Source organism: Streptomyces sp. NPDC102278, assembly GCF_044766345.1.
GTDB lineage: Bacteria > Actinomycetota > Actinomycetes > Streptomycetales > Streptomycetaceae > Streptomyces.
Window position 1 is genome coordinate 68,170 of the sequence record NZ_JBIWLV010000006.1, and the last position, 14,491, is coordinate 82,660.

Here is a 14,491-nt window from a genome sequence, read left to right on the forward strand (position 1 = left end):
TATGACCCCGGACCGCCGGCGTCCCACCCCTGCCGTCAGGCGGTCACTTCGTCCGCCAGCGCGCGCAGCGCCAGGCGGTACGAACCGATGCCGAAGCCCGCCACGGTGCCGGTCGCCACCGCGGCGATGACCGAGGTGTGCCGGAACTCCTCGCGGGCGTACGGGTTCGAGATGTGCACCTCGATCAGTGGCGCGGTCCGCTGCGCCGCCGCGTCCCGCATGGCGTACGAGTAGTGCGTGAAGGCGCCCGGGTTGATGACGACCGGGATCTTGCCGTCCGCCGCCTCGTGCAGCCAGCGCACCAGCTCGCCCTCGTCATTGGTCTCGCGGACCTCGACGTCGAAGCCGAGTTCCTCGCCCACCGCGCGGCAGCTCTCGACCAGCCCGGTGTAGGAGGTGGCCCCGTACACGTCGGGCTCGCGCGATCCGAGCCGGCCCAGGTTCGGGCCGTTCAGGACGAGCACCCGCCGGCTCACGCCCCGACCTCGCCGTACGCGGCGAACAGCACGGCCGGGTCCGGCCCTTCCAGGACGGTCGGCTTGGCCAGCCCGTCGAGGACGATGAAGCGCAGCAGGTCGCCGCGGGACTTCTTGTCGACCTTCATGGTCTCCAGCAGCTTGGGCCACTGGTCGCCGCGGTAGGTCAGCGGCAGACCCACGGAGGCGAGGACCGCCTTGTGCCGGTCCGCCGTCGCGTCGTCCAGCCGGCCCGCGAGCCGGCCGAGCTCGGCGGCGAAGACCATGCCGACGGACACGGCCGCGCCGTGGCGCCACTTGTAGCGCTCGTTCTTCTCGATGGCGTGCGCGAGGGTGTGGCCGTAGTTCAGGATCTCCCGCAGCCCGGCTTCCTTGAGGTCGCTGGAGACCACGTCCGCCTTGACCTGGATCGAGCGCGTGATCAGCTCGGCGGTGTGCGGTCCGGCGGGCGTACGGGCCGCCTGCGGGTCCGCCTCGATCAGGTCGAGGATCACCGGGTCGGAGATGAAACCGGCCTTGATGACCTCGGCGAGGCCGCTGACGTAGTCGTTGACCGGCAGCGAGTCCAGCGCGGCGAGGTCGCAGAGCACCCCGGCGGGCGGGTGGAAGGCGCCGACGAGGTTCTTGCCCTCGGCGGTGTTGATGCCGGTCTTGCCGCCGACGGCCGCGTCCACCATGGCGAGCACGGTGGTGGGTACGGCGACCCAGCGCACCCCGCGCAGCCAGGAGGCGGCCACGAAGCCCGCGAGGTCCGTGGTGGCGCCGCCGCCCACGCCGACGATCACGTCGGTGCGGGTGAAGCCGGACTGGCCGAGGGCCTTCCAGCAGTACGCCGCGACCTCGATCGTCTTGGCCTCCTCGGCGTTCGGCACCTGGATGGCGACCGCCTCGTAGCCCTGCGCGGCCAGGTCGTCCCGCAGCGCCTCACCCGTCGAGGCCAGCGCCTCGGGGTGGATCACCGCGACCCGCTTGGCCTTCGTGCCGATCAGGGAGCCGAGCTCGCCGAGCAGCTGCCGGCCGACCAGCACGTCGTACGCGTCGTGTCCGGCGCTGGCGCCGACCTGGATGCGCGTCACCTGGTCTGTCATACGTCCTTCAACTCCAGAGCGTCGAGGACCGCCTGCGCGACCTCTTCGGGGGTGCGGTCGTCGGTGGCCACGACGACGCGCGCGACTTCGGTGTACAGGTGGCGCCTGGCCTCCATCAACTCGCGCCACTGGCGGCGCGGATTGACGGCGAGCAGCGGGCGCGCGGCGCCCAGGCCGACGCGCCGGACCGCTTCCTCGACGTCCATCGACAGGTAGGCGACGGGCAGGCCGGCCAGCAGCCCGCGGGTGCCCTCGTCGAGGACGGCTCCGCCGCCGAGGGAGAGGACCCCGGTGTGCTCGGCGACGGCGGCCGCGACGGACCGCCGTTCCAGCGCGCGGAAGTACGGCTCGCCCTCGTCGACGAAGAGGTCGGAGATCTCCCGGCCGGTGGCCGCGACGATGTCGGCGTCGGTGTCCCGGTAGGGGACGCCGAGGCGGACGGCGAGGAGCTCCCCCACCGTGGACTTGCCGGACCCCATGGGTCCGACGAGGACGACCAGTGGTCCGGCGGTCACCGGATCTGCAGGTTGTCGAGGTACGAGCGGACGTTGCGGCGGGTCTCGGGGACCGAGTCGCCGCCGAACTTCTCGACGACGGCGTCGGCCAGCACGAGCGCGACCATCGCCTCGGCGACGATGCCCGCGGCCGGGACGGCGCACACGTCGGAGCGCTGGTGGTGGGCCACCGTCGCCTCTCCGGTGGCCACGTCGACGGTGGCGAGCGCGCGCGGCACGGTCGCGATGGGCTTCATCGCGGCCCGTACGCGCAGCAGCTCACCGGTGGTCAGGCCGCCCTCGGTGCCGCCGGAGCGGCCCGAGGTGCGGCGCAGGCCCTCGTCGGTGGAGACGATCTCGTCGTGCGCCTGCGAGCCGGGCACGCGGGCCAGCTCGAAGCCGTCGCCGACCTCGACGCCCTTGATGGCCTGGATACCCATGAGTGCGGCGGCGAGGCGGGCGTCGAGGCGACGGTCCCAGTGGACGTGCGAGCCGAGGCCGACGGGCACCCCGTACGCGAGGACCTCGACGACACCGCCGAGGGTGTCGCCGTCCTTGTGGGCCTGGTCGATCTCGGCGACCATCGCCTTCGAGGCGTCCGCGTCGAGGCAGCGCACCGGGTCGGCGTCGAGCTTGTCGACGTCGGCGGGGGCCGGGTAGACGCCGTACGGGGCCTTGGCCGCCGCCAGTTCCACCACGTGCGAGACGATCTCGATGCCCGCGACCTCCTTGATGAAGGACCGGGCGATGGCGCCGAGGGCCACGCGGGCGGCCGTCTCACGGGCGCTGGCGCGCTCCAGGATCGGGCGGGCCTCGGAGAACCCGTACTTCTGCATGCCCGCCAGGTCGGCGTGGCCGGGGCGCGGGCGGGTCAGCGGCGCGTTGCGGCCGGTTTCCTTGAGCAACGAGGGGTCGACGGGGTCGGCCGACATGACCGTCTCCCACTTCGGCCACTCGGTGTTGCCGATCATGACGGCGATCGGGGAACCCTGGGACAGTCCGTGGCGGACGCCGCCGAGGAAGGTGATCTCGTCCTGCTCGAACTTCATCCGGGCACCGCGGCCATAGCCGAGCCGGCGCCGGGCCAGGTGGTCGGCCACCAGCTCGGTGGTGACCGGGACGCCGGCGGGGAGGCCCTCCAGCGTCGCCACCAGGGCCGGTCCGTGCGACTCTCCTGCGGTCAGCCAACGCAACCTGCTCAACGATGCTCCTCATGCTCGCGCCTGGCACAGCGACGGCGCGATCGGGTGCGCGGCCCGGACCCGCCTCACCCGATCCTCCCATGTCCGCGGGGGTATCCAGGTGCCAGGTCCAGGTATCGGACGGGGGATCCGTCAGGTCCCCGCCCTTCGAGGCGGCGTCACGCCCTTACGGGCGGGCCCGGAGTGCCTCTTCGCCCGCCGCGCGCATGGCCGCCAACGGGCCGCGGGCGCTGCCGGTCATCTGCTCGACCTGGAGGACCGCCTGGTGGACCAGGAGGTCCAGCCCGCCGAGGAGGGTGCCGCCGCGCCCCGACCAGGCCGCCGCGAGCGCGGTGGGCCACGGGTCGTACAGGACGTCGAACAGGGTCCCCGCGCCGGCGGGGACCTCCCGGGCCAGTTCGTCGGTCGCGCCCGCCGGGGTGGTGGCGATCACCAGGGGTGCGCCGAGCGCCTCGGCCGCCCGCGACCAGTCGGCCGTGCGGACGTCGACGCCGAGCCGTTCGCCCCACTGCCGCATCTCGTCGGCGCGCTCGCGCGAGCGCACGTACGCGGTGACCTCGCCGGCGCAGACCCGGGAGAGCGCCGCCAGCGCCGAGGAGGCGGTGGCTCCGGCGCCCAGGACGGCGGCGGCCGGTACCTTCTCGACACCGCGTTCGCGCAGTGCGGCGACGATGCCGGGGATGTCGGTGTTGTCGCCGAGGCGCCGGCCGTCCCGGGTGAGGACGACCGTGTTGACGGCCTCCACCGACGCGGCGGTGTCGCTGATCCCGTCGAGCAGCGGGATGATCGCCCGCTTCAGCGGCATGGTGAGGGACAGGCCGGCCCATTCGGGGCCGAGGTCGGCGACGAATCCGGCGAGCGTGGACTCGTCGACCTCGAAGCGGTCGTACGTCCAGCCGGACAGGCCCAGTTCCCGGTACGCGGCGCGGTGCAGGACCGGGGAGAGGGAGTGCTCGATGGGTGACCCCAGCACCGCGGCCCGCCGTACTGTCGGCTGCAATTCCCTCGCCCCTCACACAGATCCGTTCGCGCGCACGCACGCGCGCGGACGACCGGGCCGGTGCCCGGGCGCGAGAGACAGTACAGCAGCCCGTGTCGGGACGAGGACACCCGGCCCTCGTCGTCCGGGGACGACGGGGGCCGGGTGCGGAAGCGCCTCGAACGCCCGGGCTACTGGCCCGACTTCTTGCGCTCCCTCTCGTACTCCTCGACGTTGACGTTGTGCTCGTCGTTGGTGACCGCGAACAGCGTCTTGTTCTCGTTGACGGACACGAAGTAGTACCAGGGGCCGGGCTCCGGGTTCGTCGCCGCCTTGAGCGCGTCCGCGCCCGGGTTGCTGATCGGACCCGCGGGCAGACCCACGATCTTGTACGTGTTGTAGGGGTCGGCGATCTGGCGCAGTTCCTTGACCGAACCGACGTCGAGCGTGCTCTGTCCCTTGATGTAGTTGATCGTGGAGTCGAAGTCGAGCAGACCGTTCGTCTCGGTGTTGCCCGGCTTGAGGCGGTTGTAGACCACGCGCGAGATCTTGTCGAAGTCGTGCTGGTACTTGCCCTCGGCCTGGACGAGGCTCGCGACGGTGACGAGTTCGAGGGGGTTCTTCAGGCCCATCTTCGTGGCCTGGCCCTTGACGTCGGCGTTCGCGTACTCCTGGCTGGCCTTGGCGACCATCTGCTTGAGCAGGGCCTCCGGCTTCATGTCCTTGCCCAGGTCGTAGCGGGCCGGGTAGAGGAAGCCTTCCAGCGGGTCCTTGATGTTCTTGTTGGAGTTGGCCCAGTCCGGGAGGCCGAGGTTCTTGGCCTCCTTGGCCGCGACGTCCTTCGTGGTGCCGGGCTTGAGGGAGAGCTTCTTGTCGACCATGTTGTAGATCTCGAAGTTGCGCTTGCCCTCGGGGATCGTGAGCACGTTCAGGGCGGCGGGGTCGATCATGACCTCGACCGCGGACCTCGCGGACATCTCCTTCTTGAGGGAGTAGACGCCCGGCTGGATGGACTTGCCCTTGGGGTTGGCCTCGGCGGCGGCGGCGAAGGCCTCCGCGCTCGCCACGACGCCCGCCTTCTTGAGGAGCTGGCCCATCAGCATCAGGCCCGCGTTCTTGGGGATCTCGACGTCGACCGACTCGTCGGTGCCCGTGCCGGCGAAGTCCGCGGCCGAACTGAACTTGCTCTTGAGATAGGTGTAGCCGTAGTAGCCGCCTCCGCCGACTACGCCGACGATCACGAGGGCGGCGATCAGGCACGCGGCGCCGCTGCGCTTCGTCGTGTCCTTCGAACGGCCCGACCTGCGCCCGCCGCCCGACCCGTCGGGGTCCCCGCCGGCGAGGGAGCCGTCCTCCTCCTCGCGCTCCTCCGTCAGGAGGTCGCCGTCCTGCGCCTGGGCACCCGGCTCGGGTTCCAGGTGCCGCCGGCCCGGGGGCTGCGGCGGCGGGTAGGCGTCGGGAGTGCTGTACGGGTCGGGGGCCTCGCCGGGGTAGGCACCCGTGTTCTGCTGGACGTACGGGTCCACGCCCGCGTACGGGTCCACCGGGGCGGGCCCGGCGACGTACTGTCCCTGGCCGGTGTCCCAGACCTGGTCGCCGTACGCCGGCTGCTGCGGGCCGGACTGCTGAGGGGTGGGCTGCTGCTGCGGGGCATGGCCCTGCTGCGGGTACTGCTGCGGGTCCGGGTACTGCTGTTGACCGGGGTACTGCTGTTGGCTCGGGTACTGGGGGTCCGGATACTGCGGGTCCTGGTACTGCTGCGGCGGGTACTGCTGCCGGTACTGCGGATCCGCGTACGGAGGCTGGTGGGTCTGGGGGTCCGGATGCTGCGGCGGCTGCTGCTGGTACTGCTCCTGAGCGCCACCGGCGTACGGCGTCTGACCCTGTTGGACCGGATGCCCGGTCCACCCCTGGTCCCCGTACAGGGGGTCCTCGGGGTGCCACGGTTCGGGGGTGCGGCCCCGGCCATACTCAGTCATCGATCCCCTAGAGCCGCGAGACGGAGGCAGCGGCTTCGTTGCCGCGGCACCCGGTTCCGCCTCTGAAGTGGTGGGCGACGGCTGTTCGAGTGCCGCCACATCGCGCGGAACGTTACCGTATCGCGATCAGACAACCACTTCGACGCACTCACCGGGCGGATTACCCGATACCCGTTCGGTCTCAAGAGCGGTCTGCAGGATCACCACGGCGGCCGCCTGGTCGATGACCGAGCGCCCCTTCTTCGCGTTCTTCCCGGAGGCCCGCAGCCCCTGGGCGGCGGTGACCGTGGTCATCCGCTCGTCCACGAGCCGCACCGTGACCGGCTTGATGCCCTTGGCCAGCTCGTTCGCGAAGGCGCGCACCTTGACCGCGGCCGGCCCCTCCCGCCCGCTGAGCGAGCGGGGGAGGCCGACCACGACTTCGAGGGGCTCGTACTCCGCGACGAGCTGCCGCAGCCGCCGGTGGGCGAAGGGGACGTCCCGTCCCGGCACGGTTTCCACCGGTGTGGCCAGCACCCCGTCGGGGTCGCACGAGGCGACCCCGATCCGGGCGTCGCCGACGTCGATGGCCAGCCGACGGCCGCGGCGCAGTGTCATCGGGCGGTCTCGCCCACGAGTCGCTCGACGGCCGCGACGGCGTCGCCGATGGCGGCCGGGTTCTGACCGCCGCCCTGGGCGACGTCGGGCTTGCCGCCGCCACCGCCACCGAGGGTCTTGGCGGCGGTGCGCACCAGGTCACCGGCCTTGAGGCCGCGCTCGCGGGCGGCCTCGTTGGTGGCGATGACCGTCAGCGGGCGGTCGTTCGCCACGGTGAACAGGGCCACGACGGCCGGGCGGTCGCCCTGCCCCGGCACCTGGGCGAGCCTGCCGCGCACGTCGAGGACGAGCTTGCGCAGGTCGTCGGCGCCGGTGCCGTCCGGCACCTGGCCGGTGACGAGCGCGACGCCCCGTACGTCCTGGGCGCCGGCGGCGAGACCGGCGGCGGCCTGGAGGACCTTCTCCGCGCGGAACTTCTCGATCTCCTTCTCGGCGTCCTTCAGCTTGCCGAGCATGGAGGCGATCTTCTCCGGCAGCTCCTCCGGACGGCCCTTGACCAGCTCCTGGAGCTGGGCGACGACCGTGTGCTCCTTGGCGAGGAAGTTGTACGCGTCCACGCCCACCAGGGCCTCGACGCGACGCACGCCGGAACCGATGGAGGACTCGCCGAGCAGCTTCACCAGACCCAGCTGGGCGGTGTTGCCGACGTGCGTGCCGCCGCACAGCTCCTTGGAGAAGTCGCCGATGGTCACGACGCGCACCCGCTCGCCGTACTTCTCGCCGAACTCGGCGATGGCGCCCTGCTTCTTGGCCTCGTCGATGCTCATGATCTCGGCGGTGACGTCCAGCTCGCGCGAGAGCACGTCGTTGATCTTCTGCTCGACGTCGGTGAGGACCGTGCCGGGTACGGCGTTCGGGGAGCCGAAGTCGAAGCGGAAGCGGCCGGGCGAGTTCTCGGAACCGGCCTGGGCGGCCGTCGGGCCGAGGGCGTCGCGCAGCGCCTGGTGCGTCAGGTGCGTGGCCGAGTGGGCACGGGCGATGGCCCGGCGGCGGTTGATGTCGATGGCGGCGTACGCCGAGGCGCCCACCGTCACCTCGCCGACCTGGACGGAGCCCTTGTGCACGGACACGCCCGGGACGGGCTGCTGCACGTCGCGCACGACGACGACGGCGCCGGAGTCGAGCTTGATCCGGCCCTGGTCGGCGAGCTGGCCGCCGCCCTCGGCGTAGAAGGGGGTGCGGTCGAGGACGATCTCGACCTCGTCGCCCTCGGAGGCGGCGGGCGCGGACACGCCGTTGACCAGCAGGCCGACGATGGTGGACTCGCCCTGGTTGGTGGCGTAGCCGGTGAACTCGGTGGCTCCGGCGCCGTCGGCGATCTCCCGGTAGGCGGACATGTCCGCGTGGCCGGTCTTCTTGGCCTTGGCGTCGGCCTTGGCGCGGTCGCGCTGCTCCTGCATCAGGCGGCGGAAGCCCGGCTCGTCCACGGAGAGGCCCTGTTCGGCGGCCATCTCCAGGGTGAGGTCGATCGGGAAGCCCCAGGTGTCGTGGAGCAGGAACGCCTTGTCGCCGGAGAGGACGGTGCCGCCGGTGGCCTTGGTCTCGCTCACGGCGGTGTCGAGGATGTTCGTGCCGCCCTTGACGGCCTTCAGGAAGGCGGCTTCCTCGGCGAGGGCGACGGTCTCGATCCGCTTGCGGTCGGTGAGCAGCTCCGGGTACTGCTGCCCCATCGTGTTGATCACGACGTCCACGAGCTCCTGGACGACGGGACCGGTGGCGCCCATGAGGCGCATGTTGCGGATGGCGCGCCGCATGATGCGGCGCAGCACGTAGCCGCGGCCCTCGTTGCCGGGGGTCACGCCGTCACCGATGAGCATCACCGAGGTGCGGATGTGGTCGGCGACGACGCGCATCGATACGTCGGTGCCGTGGGCGGCCCCGTACTGGACGCCGGTGAGCTCGGTGGCCTTGTCCATGACCACGCGCAGGGTGTCGGTCTCGTACATGTTCCGCACGCCCTGCAGGATCATGGCGAGACGTTCGAGCCCGAGGCCGGTGTCGATGTTCTTCGACGGCAGCTCGCCGAGGATCGGGAAGTCTTCCTTCCCGTCGCCGGCGCCACGCTCGAACTGCATGAAGACCAGGTTCCAGATCTCCACGTAGCGCTCGTCGTTGACGGCGGGGCCGCCCTCGACGCCGAACTCCGGGCCGCGGTCGTAGTTGATCTCCGAGCACGGACCACAGGGTCCCGGGACGCCCATGGACCAGAAGTTGTCCTTCTTGCCCAGGCGCTGGATGCGCTCGGCGGGGACGCCGACCACGTCGCGCCAGATGGTCTCGGCCTCGTCGTCGTCGAGGTAGACGGTGATCCAGAGCTTCTCGGGTTCGAGGCCGTAGCCACCGTCCGCCACGGAGCTGGTGAGCAGCTCCCAGGCGTACTTGATGGCGCCTTCCTTGAAGTAGTCCCCGAAGGAGAAGTTGCCGCACATCTGGAAGAACGTGCCGTGGCGGGTGGTCTTGCCGACCTCTTCGATGTCCGGCGTACGGACGCACTTCTGCACGCTCGTGGCCCGCGGGGCCGGGGGCTTGGTCTCACCGAGGAAGTACGGCTTGAACGGGACCATGCCCGCGTTGACCAGCAGCAGAGTCGGGTCGTCCGCGATGAGCGACGCCGAAGGGACAACGGTGTGACCGCGCTCCTCGAAGAAGCTCAGCCAGCGGCGGCGGATTTCAGCCGACTCCATCAGTGGTCCTCATTCCGGTTGTACCCAGCCGTCGATCGGTTCGTGCGGTGGGTGGTCTGGTCGTTCTCCAGGGCCCGCAGCCGTCGCGGCCCGGGGAGGGCGGTGACGTTGTCGGCCCGGTCGGGGTCCTGGTGGAGCCCCAGTGCGTCGTTCAGCTCGTCTTCGCGCTGCGTCATTCCCGCCTTGACGTCCAGGGCGAAGTCCTTGAGGCGGTGACCCGCCTCCACCGCCTTGTCGGCGGCCTGCGCGGCGAGGCTCTCCGGTGTCAGCTTCTTCAGCTGTCGGTTGACCTTGGTGGTGGCCCACACGCCGGCGGCGGCGCCGGCGGTGAACCAGAAGGCTCGGCGGAACATCGGAGGTCTCAGCCCTTCTGCTTCCGGCGCCGGGGCGTCGGCACCGTACGGCCGACGATCACGGTACGTCGGGATGTCTTCTTCGGCGCGTCGTCCGTGTTCTTGCCCAGCGCCTTGCGGACCCCGTAGCCGAAGGCCGCGACCTTGACGAGGGGACCGCCGAAGGTGGAGGCCACGGTCGAGGACAGCGCGGAGGCGTTGGAGGTGACTTCCTGGACGTCGCTCGCGATGGCGTCGACCCGGTCGAGCTGGGTGCGCGCGGAGCGGACGGTCGTGGAGGCGTCGGCCAACAGCGGGACCGCCTGTTCGGTCACGTCGGCCACCATCTTGGTGGTCGCCTTCAGGACCTGGGCCAGCCTCACCAACACCACGGCGAGGAAGGAGACCAGGATGGCCCAGAAGACGGCCACGAGGATCCCGGCCACCTCTCCACCGGACACGTCGCACCACTCTCCGCACATCGATCGCCACGTATAAAGGTCGTCTTCCGACCCTATCGCGCCGGAGATCCCCGCCCGTACCGGAATTCCGGAGCCCCGGGGTCCGCCTTGTACGCGGCGCGTCCGGACCAGTACTCTCCGTGTCCCATGCGACAGAGACCCCTTCGAAACAGGACCTGGGGCAATCTTCCCTCGGAGCTGAGCGAGTTCGTCGGCCGGGGTGAGGAACTCGACGGGTTGGAACGGCTGCTCGGGACCTCGCGGCTCGTGACGGTGACCGGGGTCGGGGGCGTGGGCAAGTCCCGGTTGGTGCTGGCGGTCGCCCGGGAGCTGGAGGCGTCCGGGACCCCGGCGGAGCAGGAACGCTACTGCGACGGCGTGTGGTGGGCGGAGCTGTCCTGCGTGCGGGATCCGGCGTTCCTGGAGCTCACCGTCGCCGAGGCGCTCGGGCTGACCGACCACACCACCCGGCCGCTGCGGACCGTGCTGGCCGAGCACCTGGCGGAGCGCCGGGTGCTGCTGGTCCTGGACGGGTTCGAGCAACTGGTCGACGAGTGCGCGGTCCTCGTGCGGGAGCTGCTGCGCCGCTCCCCCGGCCTGCGGGTGCTGGCCGCGGGCAGGCGTCCGCTGGAGGTGGAGGGGGAGCTGGTCTTCCCGTTGGCCCCGCCGGCCGCCGAGGAGGCCCTGGCGCTGCTGGCGGTCCGGGCGACGGCCCTCGATCCGGCCTTCGAGGTGACGGACGCCAACCGGGCGGCCCTGATCGGGCTGTGCGAGCGGCTCGACGGGATCCCGCTGGCCCTGGAGCTGGCGGCGGGCCGGCTGCGCGCGCTGGCCCCGGAACAGGTGTCGGCCCGGCTGGCGGACCGGTTCGCCCTGCTCACGGGAGGGACGCGGGGGGCGTTGCCGCGGCACCGGACGCTGCGTACGGCGATCGGCTGGAGCCATGAGCTGTGCACGCCGTCGGAGCGCCTGCTGTGGGCGCGGCTCTCGGTCTTCGCCGGGCAGTTCGACCTGGACGCCGCCGAGTACGTGTGCGCGGGCCGGGACCTGCCGGTGGAATCCGTGCTGGACCTGGTCGGGGAGTTGTTGGCGCAGTCGCTGCTGGTGAAGGAAGAGACCCCGGCGGGGGTGCGCTACCGGATGCTGGAGACGGTGCGGCTGTACGGCGCGGGCTGGCTGGAGTCGCTGGGCGACACCGGACGGCTGCGGCGACGGCACCGGGACTGGTACATGGGGCTGGCGACCTGGTGCGAGCTGGACTGGTTCAGTCCGCGGCAGCGCGAGGTGGCGGCGCTGGTGGAGGCGGAGTTGGCGAACCTGCGGCTGGCCCTGGAGTGCTGTCTCGACGAACCCGAGGACCTGCACCTGGGTCAGTACCTGGCGGGCACCCTCTGGTTCTACTGGGCGGGCTGCGGCCGGCTCACCGAGGGCCGGCACTGGCTGGACCGCACGCTGGAGCACGCCCCGGGCCCGGAGTACGAGAGCTCGCGGCTGAAGGCGCTCTGGGTGCTGGGGTACGTGGCCGCCCTCCAGGGCGACGCGGTGGCCTCGATGAGCGCCCTGTACGAGTGTCGGGACGGCGCGGCGCGCACCGGGAACCCGGTGGCGGCGGCGTACGCGGTGCACCGGCTGGGCTGCCTGGCCCTGGTCTCGGACGACATGCCGCGGGCGCGGGAGCTGCTCGGAACGGCGTTGGAGCGCTACCGGGAAGCCGGCGAGCTGAACAGCAACGTGTTGATGTGCCAGGTGGAGCTGGCGATGTCGCTGGCCTTCCTGGGTGAGCCGGCGGGCGCGCTCTCGTTGTGCGAGGAGGTCCGGGAGATCTGCGAGGAGCGTGGGGAGCTCTGGACGAAGGCGTACGCGCTGTACGTGCTGGCGTACGCGGCACTGGACGCCGGGGACCCGGGGCGGGCCCGGTCGCTGCTGACGGAGTGCGTGGAGATCAACCACGCGTTCCGGGACCTGGTGGGGCTGGTCCTGGCGGTCGAGCTGCTGGCCCTGGTCACGGTGACGGAGGGGCACCCGACGGAGGCGGCGGTGCTCCAGGGCGCGGCGGAGCCGATGTGGGACGGGGTGGGGCTGCGGCTCTTCGGCTCGGGGTACTTCAACGCGCCCCGGCTGAGATGCCTGGAACGCGCGGGCGAGCTGATCGGCGCCGACCACTACGCCGCCGGCGCCCGGCACGGGCGCACCCTGTCGTCGGACGCGCTGGTGGAGCGGGCGCTGCGGGGGCCGGAGCCGGCGCCCGCGACCGCGCCGCCGAGGCCCCGCACGATGCCCACCCGGACGGCGGGCCGCGCCGGGGCGGGCGCGGACAACAGGAAGCCCGCCGGCTCCCCCAAGGGGGAACCGGCGGGCTGACCAGCCTGTGAGGCTACGTCCGCGGAATCAGCGGGCGTAGTACTCGACGACGAGCTGCTCGTCGCAGATGACCGGGATTTCCTTGCGGTTCGGGTCGCGGTCCAGGCGGAAGGCCAGGGCCTTCAGGTTGACCTGCAGGTAACGGGGGGTCTCGCCCTCGCCTGCGTAGCCACCCTCACGGGCAACCTGGAACGGAACCTTCTCGCGGCTGCGCTCGCGCACCGTGATGACGTCGTCCGGGCGGACACGGAACGACGGCTTGTCGACCTTGCCACCGTTGACCTCGATGTGGCCATGAACGACCATCTGGCGGGCCTGGTAGATGGTGCGGGCGATGCCCGAACGCAGGACCAGGGCGTCGAGGCGACGCTCGAGCTCGACGACCAGCGCCTCGCCCGTCTTGCCTTCGGCCTTCTTGGCGCGGTCGTACGCGCGGGCCATCTGACGCTCGGAGATGTCGTACTGAGCGCGCAGACGCTGCTTCTCCAGCAGACGAACCTTGTAGTCCGAGTTCTGCTTGCGGCCACGGCCGTGCTCGCCCGGCGGGTAGGGGCGGGCCTCGAAGTACTTGACGGCCTTCGGGGTCAGCGCAATGCCGAGGGCACGCGACTTCTTGACCTTGGGTCGCTTCTGGTTCACGTGGAACCTACCTCCATGTAAGTTAGGTGAGGCTTACCTTAGCGAGGAGGACGTAATGTCTCGACCACATGGGATCCCCCTGCCCAGTGCGCGTCGAAGTTCAGATTCCAACGAAACGGAATCTGCTTTCGACGACGATAAGCAAGGTCAGCCGCGTCCCAGGGAAGGCGTTCGGCAGCTCACCGGAGCCGAACGCGTACGAACCCTCGTAGAGTCCAACGCCTCAGTATCCCTCACGCTCCCGGGTGCTTTCGACCAGGAAGAGTTCGGGACAGGGCTGCCGGCCGCTCGGACCGTCACCCCGGACGGGGACGTGCTTCTCCTTGTTTCAGGGGAATCCGCGGCTGCCAGGGCAGCCGCTCACGCCCAGGACGACGACCTCACCGCCGTGATCGAGATCACGGATGTGGCGCCGGTGTCCGTGCCCCATCGTATCCGAGGCCGCGCGTGGCTCTCCGGGTGGCTGACGCCGGTGCGCGGGGACGACCGACCGGCCTGTGCGGCGCTGCTCGCGGAGCGCCGTCCGGTCGGCGAGTTGCTCGGGATGTCCGAGTCGCTGGACGCCCCGTACGCGGGCCGCCCCGCCTGGATGATGCTCCGCCTGGAGGTCGGCGAGATCTCGGTGGACGACCTGTGGGGCGCCGAGCAGGTGGACCCGGACGACCTGGCGGCGGCGGAGCCGGACCCGATGGTCGCCCACGAGACGGAACTCCTCCAGCACCTCTGCGCCGCCCACGGCGACCGGATCGCGGACCTGTGCGGGCTGCTCGGCGCCCGCGGGGCCGAGGGCATGAAGGCGGTCCCGTTGGCCCTCGACCGGCTGGGGCTGCGCGTGCGCTTCACGGGCGGCGACCCCTCCTCCGCCTTCGACGCCCGCTTCGACTTCCCGGAACCGGTCGCGGACATCTGCGGTCTGCGCCGGGCGATGCACACGCTCTTCTCTGCGGCCGGTCACCCCTGAGGGCAGGTCCCACGGCGAGCAGGACCTTCAGGTCGTTGGCGTACTCCAGCCTGCGCCACGGCGTCCAGGCGTGGGCCCCGCCCCGCCAGGCGGCGCCCAGCGCGACGACGTGGTCCGTCTCGATCCCGGACGCCCGGCGGTAGGTGTAGGGGATCTCCTTGCCGGTGTACGGGTCGTGCAGCACCCTGGAGAGCACCACACACGGGTTGCGGTCCCCCGCCCGGAGCTCCTTGAGGTC

General features: G+C 71.4%; 13 protein-coding genes. 2 read left to right on the forward strand and 11 right to left on the reverse strand.

Annotated features, from left to right (window positions below; translation table 11 throughout):
* Positions 1–35: 35 nt before the first annotated feature.
* The 10 genes from aroQ to ACIRO3_RS17145 all read right to left on the reverse strand — a co-directional run bounded on the left by aroQ (position 36) and on the right by ACIRO3_RS17145 (position 10,292).
* On the reverse strand, positions 36–476 hold the full coding sequence (aroQ, locus tag ACIRO3_RS17100; RefSeq protein ID WP_361783256.1) for a type II 3-dehydroquinate dehydratase: 441 nt from the start codon (positions 474–476) through the stop codon (positions 36–38).
* Positions 473–1,564: a 3-dehydroquinate synthase gene (gene aroB / locus ACIRO3_RS17105; protein ID WP_404137273.1), complete on the reverse strand. Its 1,092-nt coding sequence runs from the start codon at positions 1,562–1,564 to the stop codon at positions 473–475. Before aroB ends, aroQ begins: the two co-directional genes overlap by 4 nt.
* On the reverse strand, positions 1,561–2,079 hold the full coding sequence (locus ACIRO3_RS17110; RefSeq protein ID WP_366000300.1) for a shikimate kinase: 519 nt from the start codon (positions 2,077–2,079) through the stop codon (positions 1,561–1,563). The genes aroB and ACIRO3_RS17110 overlap by 4 nt, the downstream gene beginning before the upstream one ends.
* Positions 2,076–3,260, reverse strand: coding sequence for a chorismate synthase (gene aroC, locus ACIRO3_RS17115; RefSeq protein WP_404137276.1), 1,185 nt, complete (start codon positions 3,258–3,260; stop codon positions 2,076–2,078). The genes ACIRO3_RS17110 and aroC overlap by 4 nt, the downstream gene beginning before the upstream one ends.
* Before the next feature lie 166 nt (positions 3,261–3,426).
* Positions 3,427–4,260, reverse strand: coding sequence for a shikimate dehydrogenase (locus ACIRO3_RS17120; RefSeq protein WP_404137278.1), 834 nt, complete (start codon positions 4,258–4,260; stop codon positions 3,427–3,429).
* A gap of 170 nt (positions 4,261–4,430) precedes the next feature.
* Positions 4,431–6,218, reverse strand: coding sequence for an endolytic transglycosylase MltG (gene mltG, locus ACIRO3_RS17125; protein ID WP_404137281.1), 1,788 nt, complete (start codon positions 6,216–6,218; stop codon positions 4,431–4,433).
* A 126-nt stretch (positions 6,219–6,344) separates the two neighbouring features.
* Complete coding sequence (gene ruvX, locus ACIRO3_RS17130; RefSeq protein WP_361783241.1) at positions 6,345–6,815, reverse strand: Holliday junction resolvase RuvX; 471 nt, start codon at positions 6,813–6,815, stop codon at positions 6,345–6,347.
* Positions 6,812–9,499, reverse strand: a complete 2,688-nt coding sequence (alaS, locus tag ACIRO3_RS17135; RefSeq protein WP_361783238.1) for an alanine--tRNA ligase — start codon at positions 9,497–9,499, stop codon at positions 6,812–6,814. The genes ruvX and alaS overlap by 4 nt, the downstream gene beginning before the upstream one ends.
* Complete coding sequence (locus tag ACIRO3_RS17140; protein ID WP_361783235.1) at positions 9,499–9,852, reverse strand: DUF6167 family protein; 354 nt, start codon at positions 9,850–9,852, stop codon at positions 9,499–9,501. The genes alaS and ACIRO3_RS17140 overlap by 1 nt, the downstream gene beginning before the upstream one ends.
* An 8-nt stretch (positions 9,853–9,860) precedes the next feature.
* On the reverse strand, positions 9,861–10,292 hold the full coding sequence (locus ACIRO3_RS17145) for a DUF948 domain-containing protein (RefSeq protein ID WP_404137285.1): 432 nt from the start codon (positions 10,290–10,292) through the stop codon (positions 9,861–9,863).
* Positions 10,293–10,439: 147 nt separating this feature from the next.
* On the opposite strand from ACIRO3_RS17145, the gene ACIRO3_RS17150 reads away from it, so the two are divergent.
* Positions 10,440–12,653: an ATP-binding protein gene (locus ACIRO3_RS17150; protein ID WP_404137288.1), complete on the forward strand. Its 2,214-nt coding sequence runs from the start codon at positions 10,440–10,442 to the stop codon at positions 12,651–12,653.
* A 27-nt stretch (positions 12,654–12,680) separates the two neighbouring features.
* Here the strand turns inward: ACIRO3_RS17150 and rpsD are convergent, their stop codons facing one another.
* On the reverse strand, positions 12,681–13,292 hold the full coding sequence (rpsD, locus tag ACIRO3_RS17155; RefSeq protein WP_030294564.1) for a 30S ribosomal protein S4: 612 nt from the start codon (positions 13,290–13,292) through the stop codon (positions 12,681–12,683).
* A 55-nt stretch (positions 13,293–13,347) separates the two neighbouring features.
* Between rpsD and ACIRO3_RS17160 the strand changes: the two genes are divergently transcribed.
* The gene (locus tag ACIRO3_RS17160; RefSeq protein ID WP_361783226.1) at positions 13,348–14,253 is read left to right on the forward strand and encodes a DUF2470 domain-containing protein; all 906 of its coding nucleotides are present in this window, start codon (positions 13,348–13,350) and stop codon (positions 14,251–14,253) included.
* Positions 14,254–14,491 lie beyond the last annotated feature (238 nt).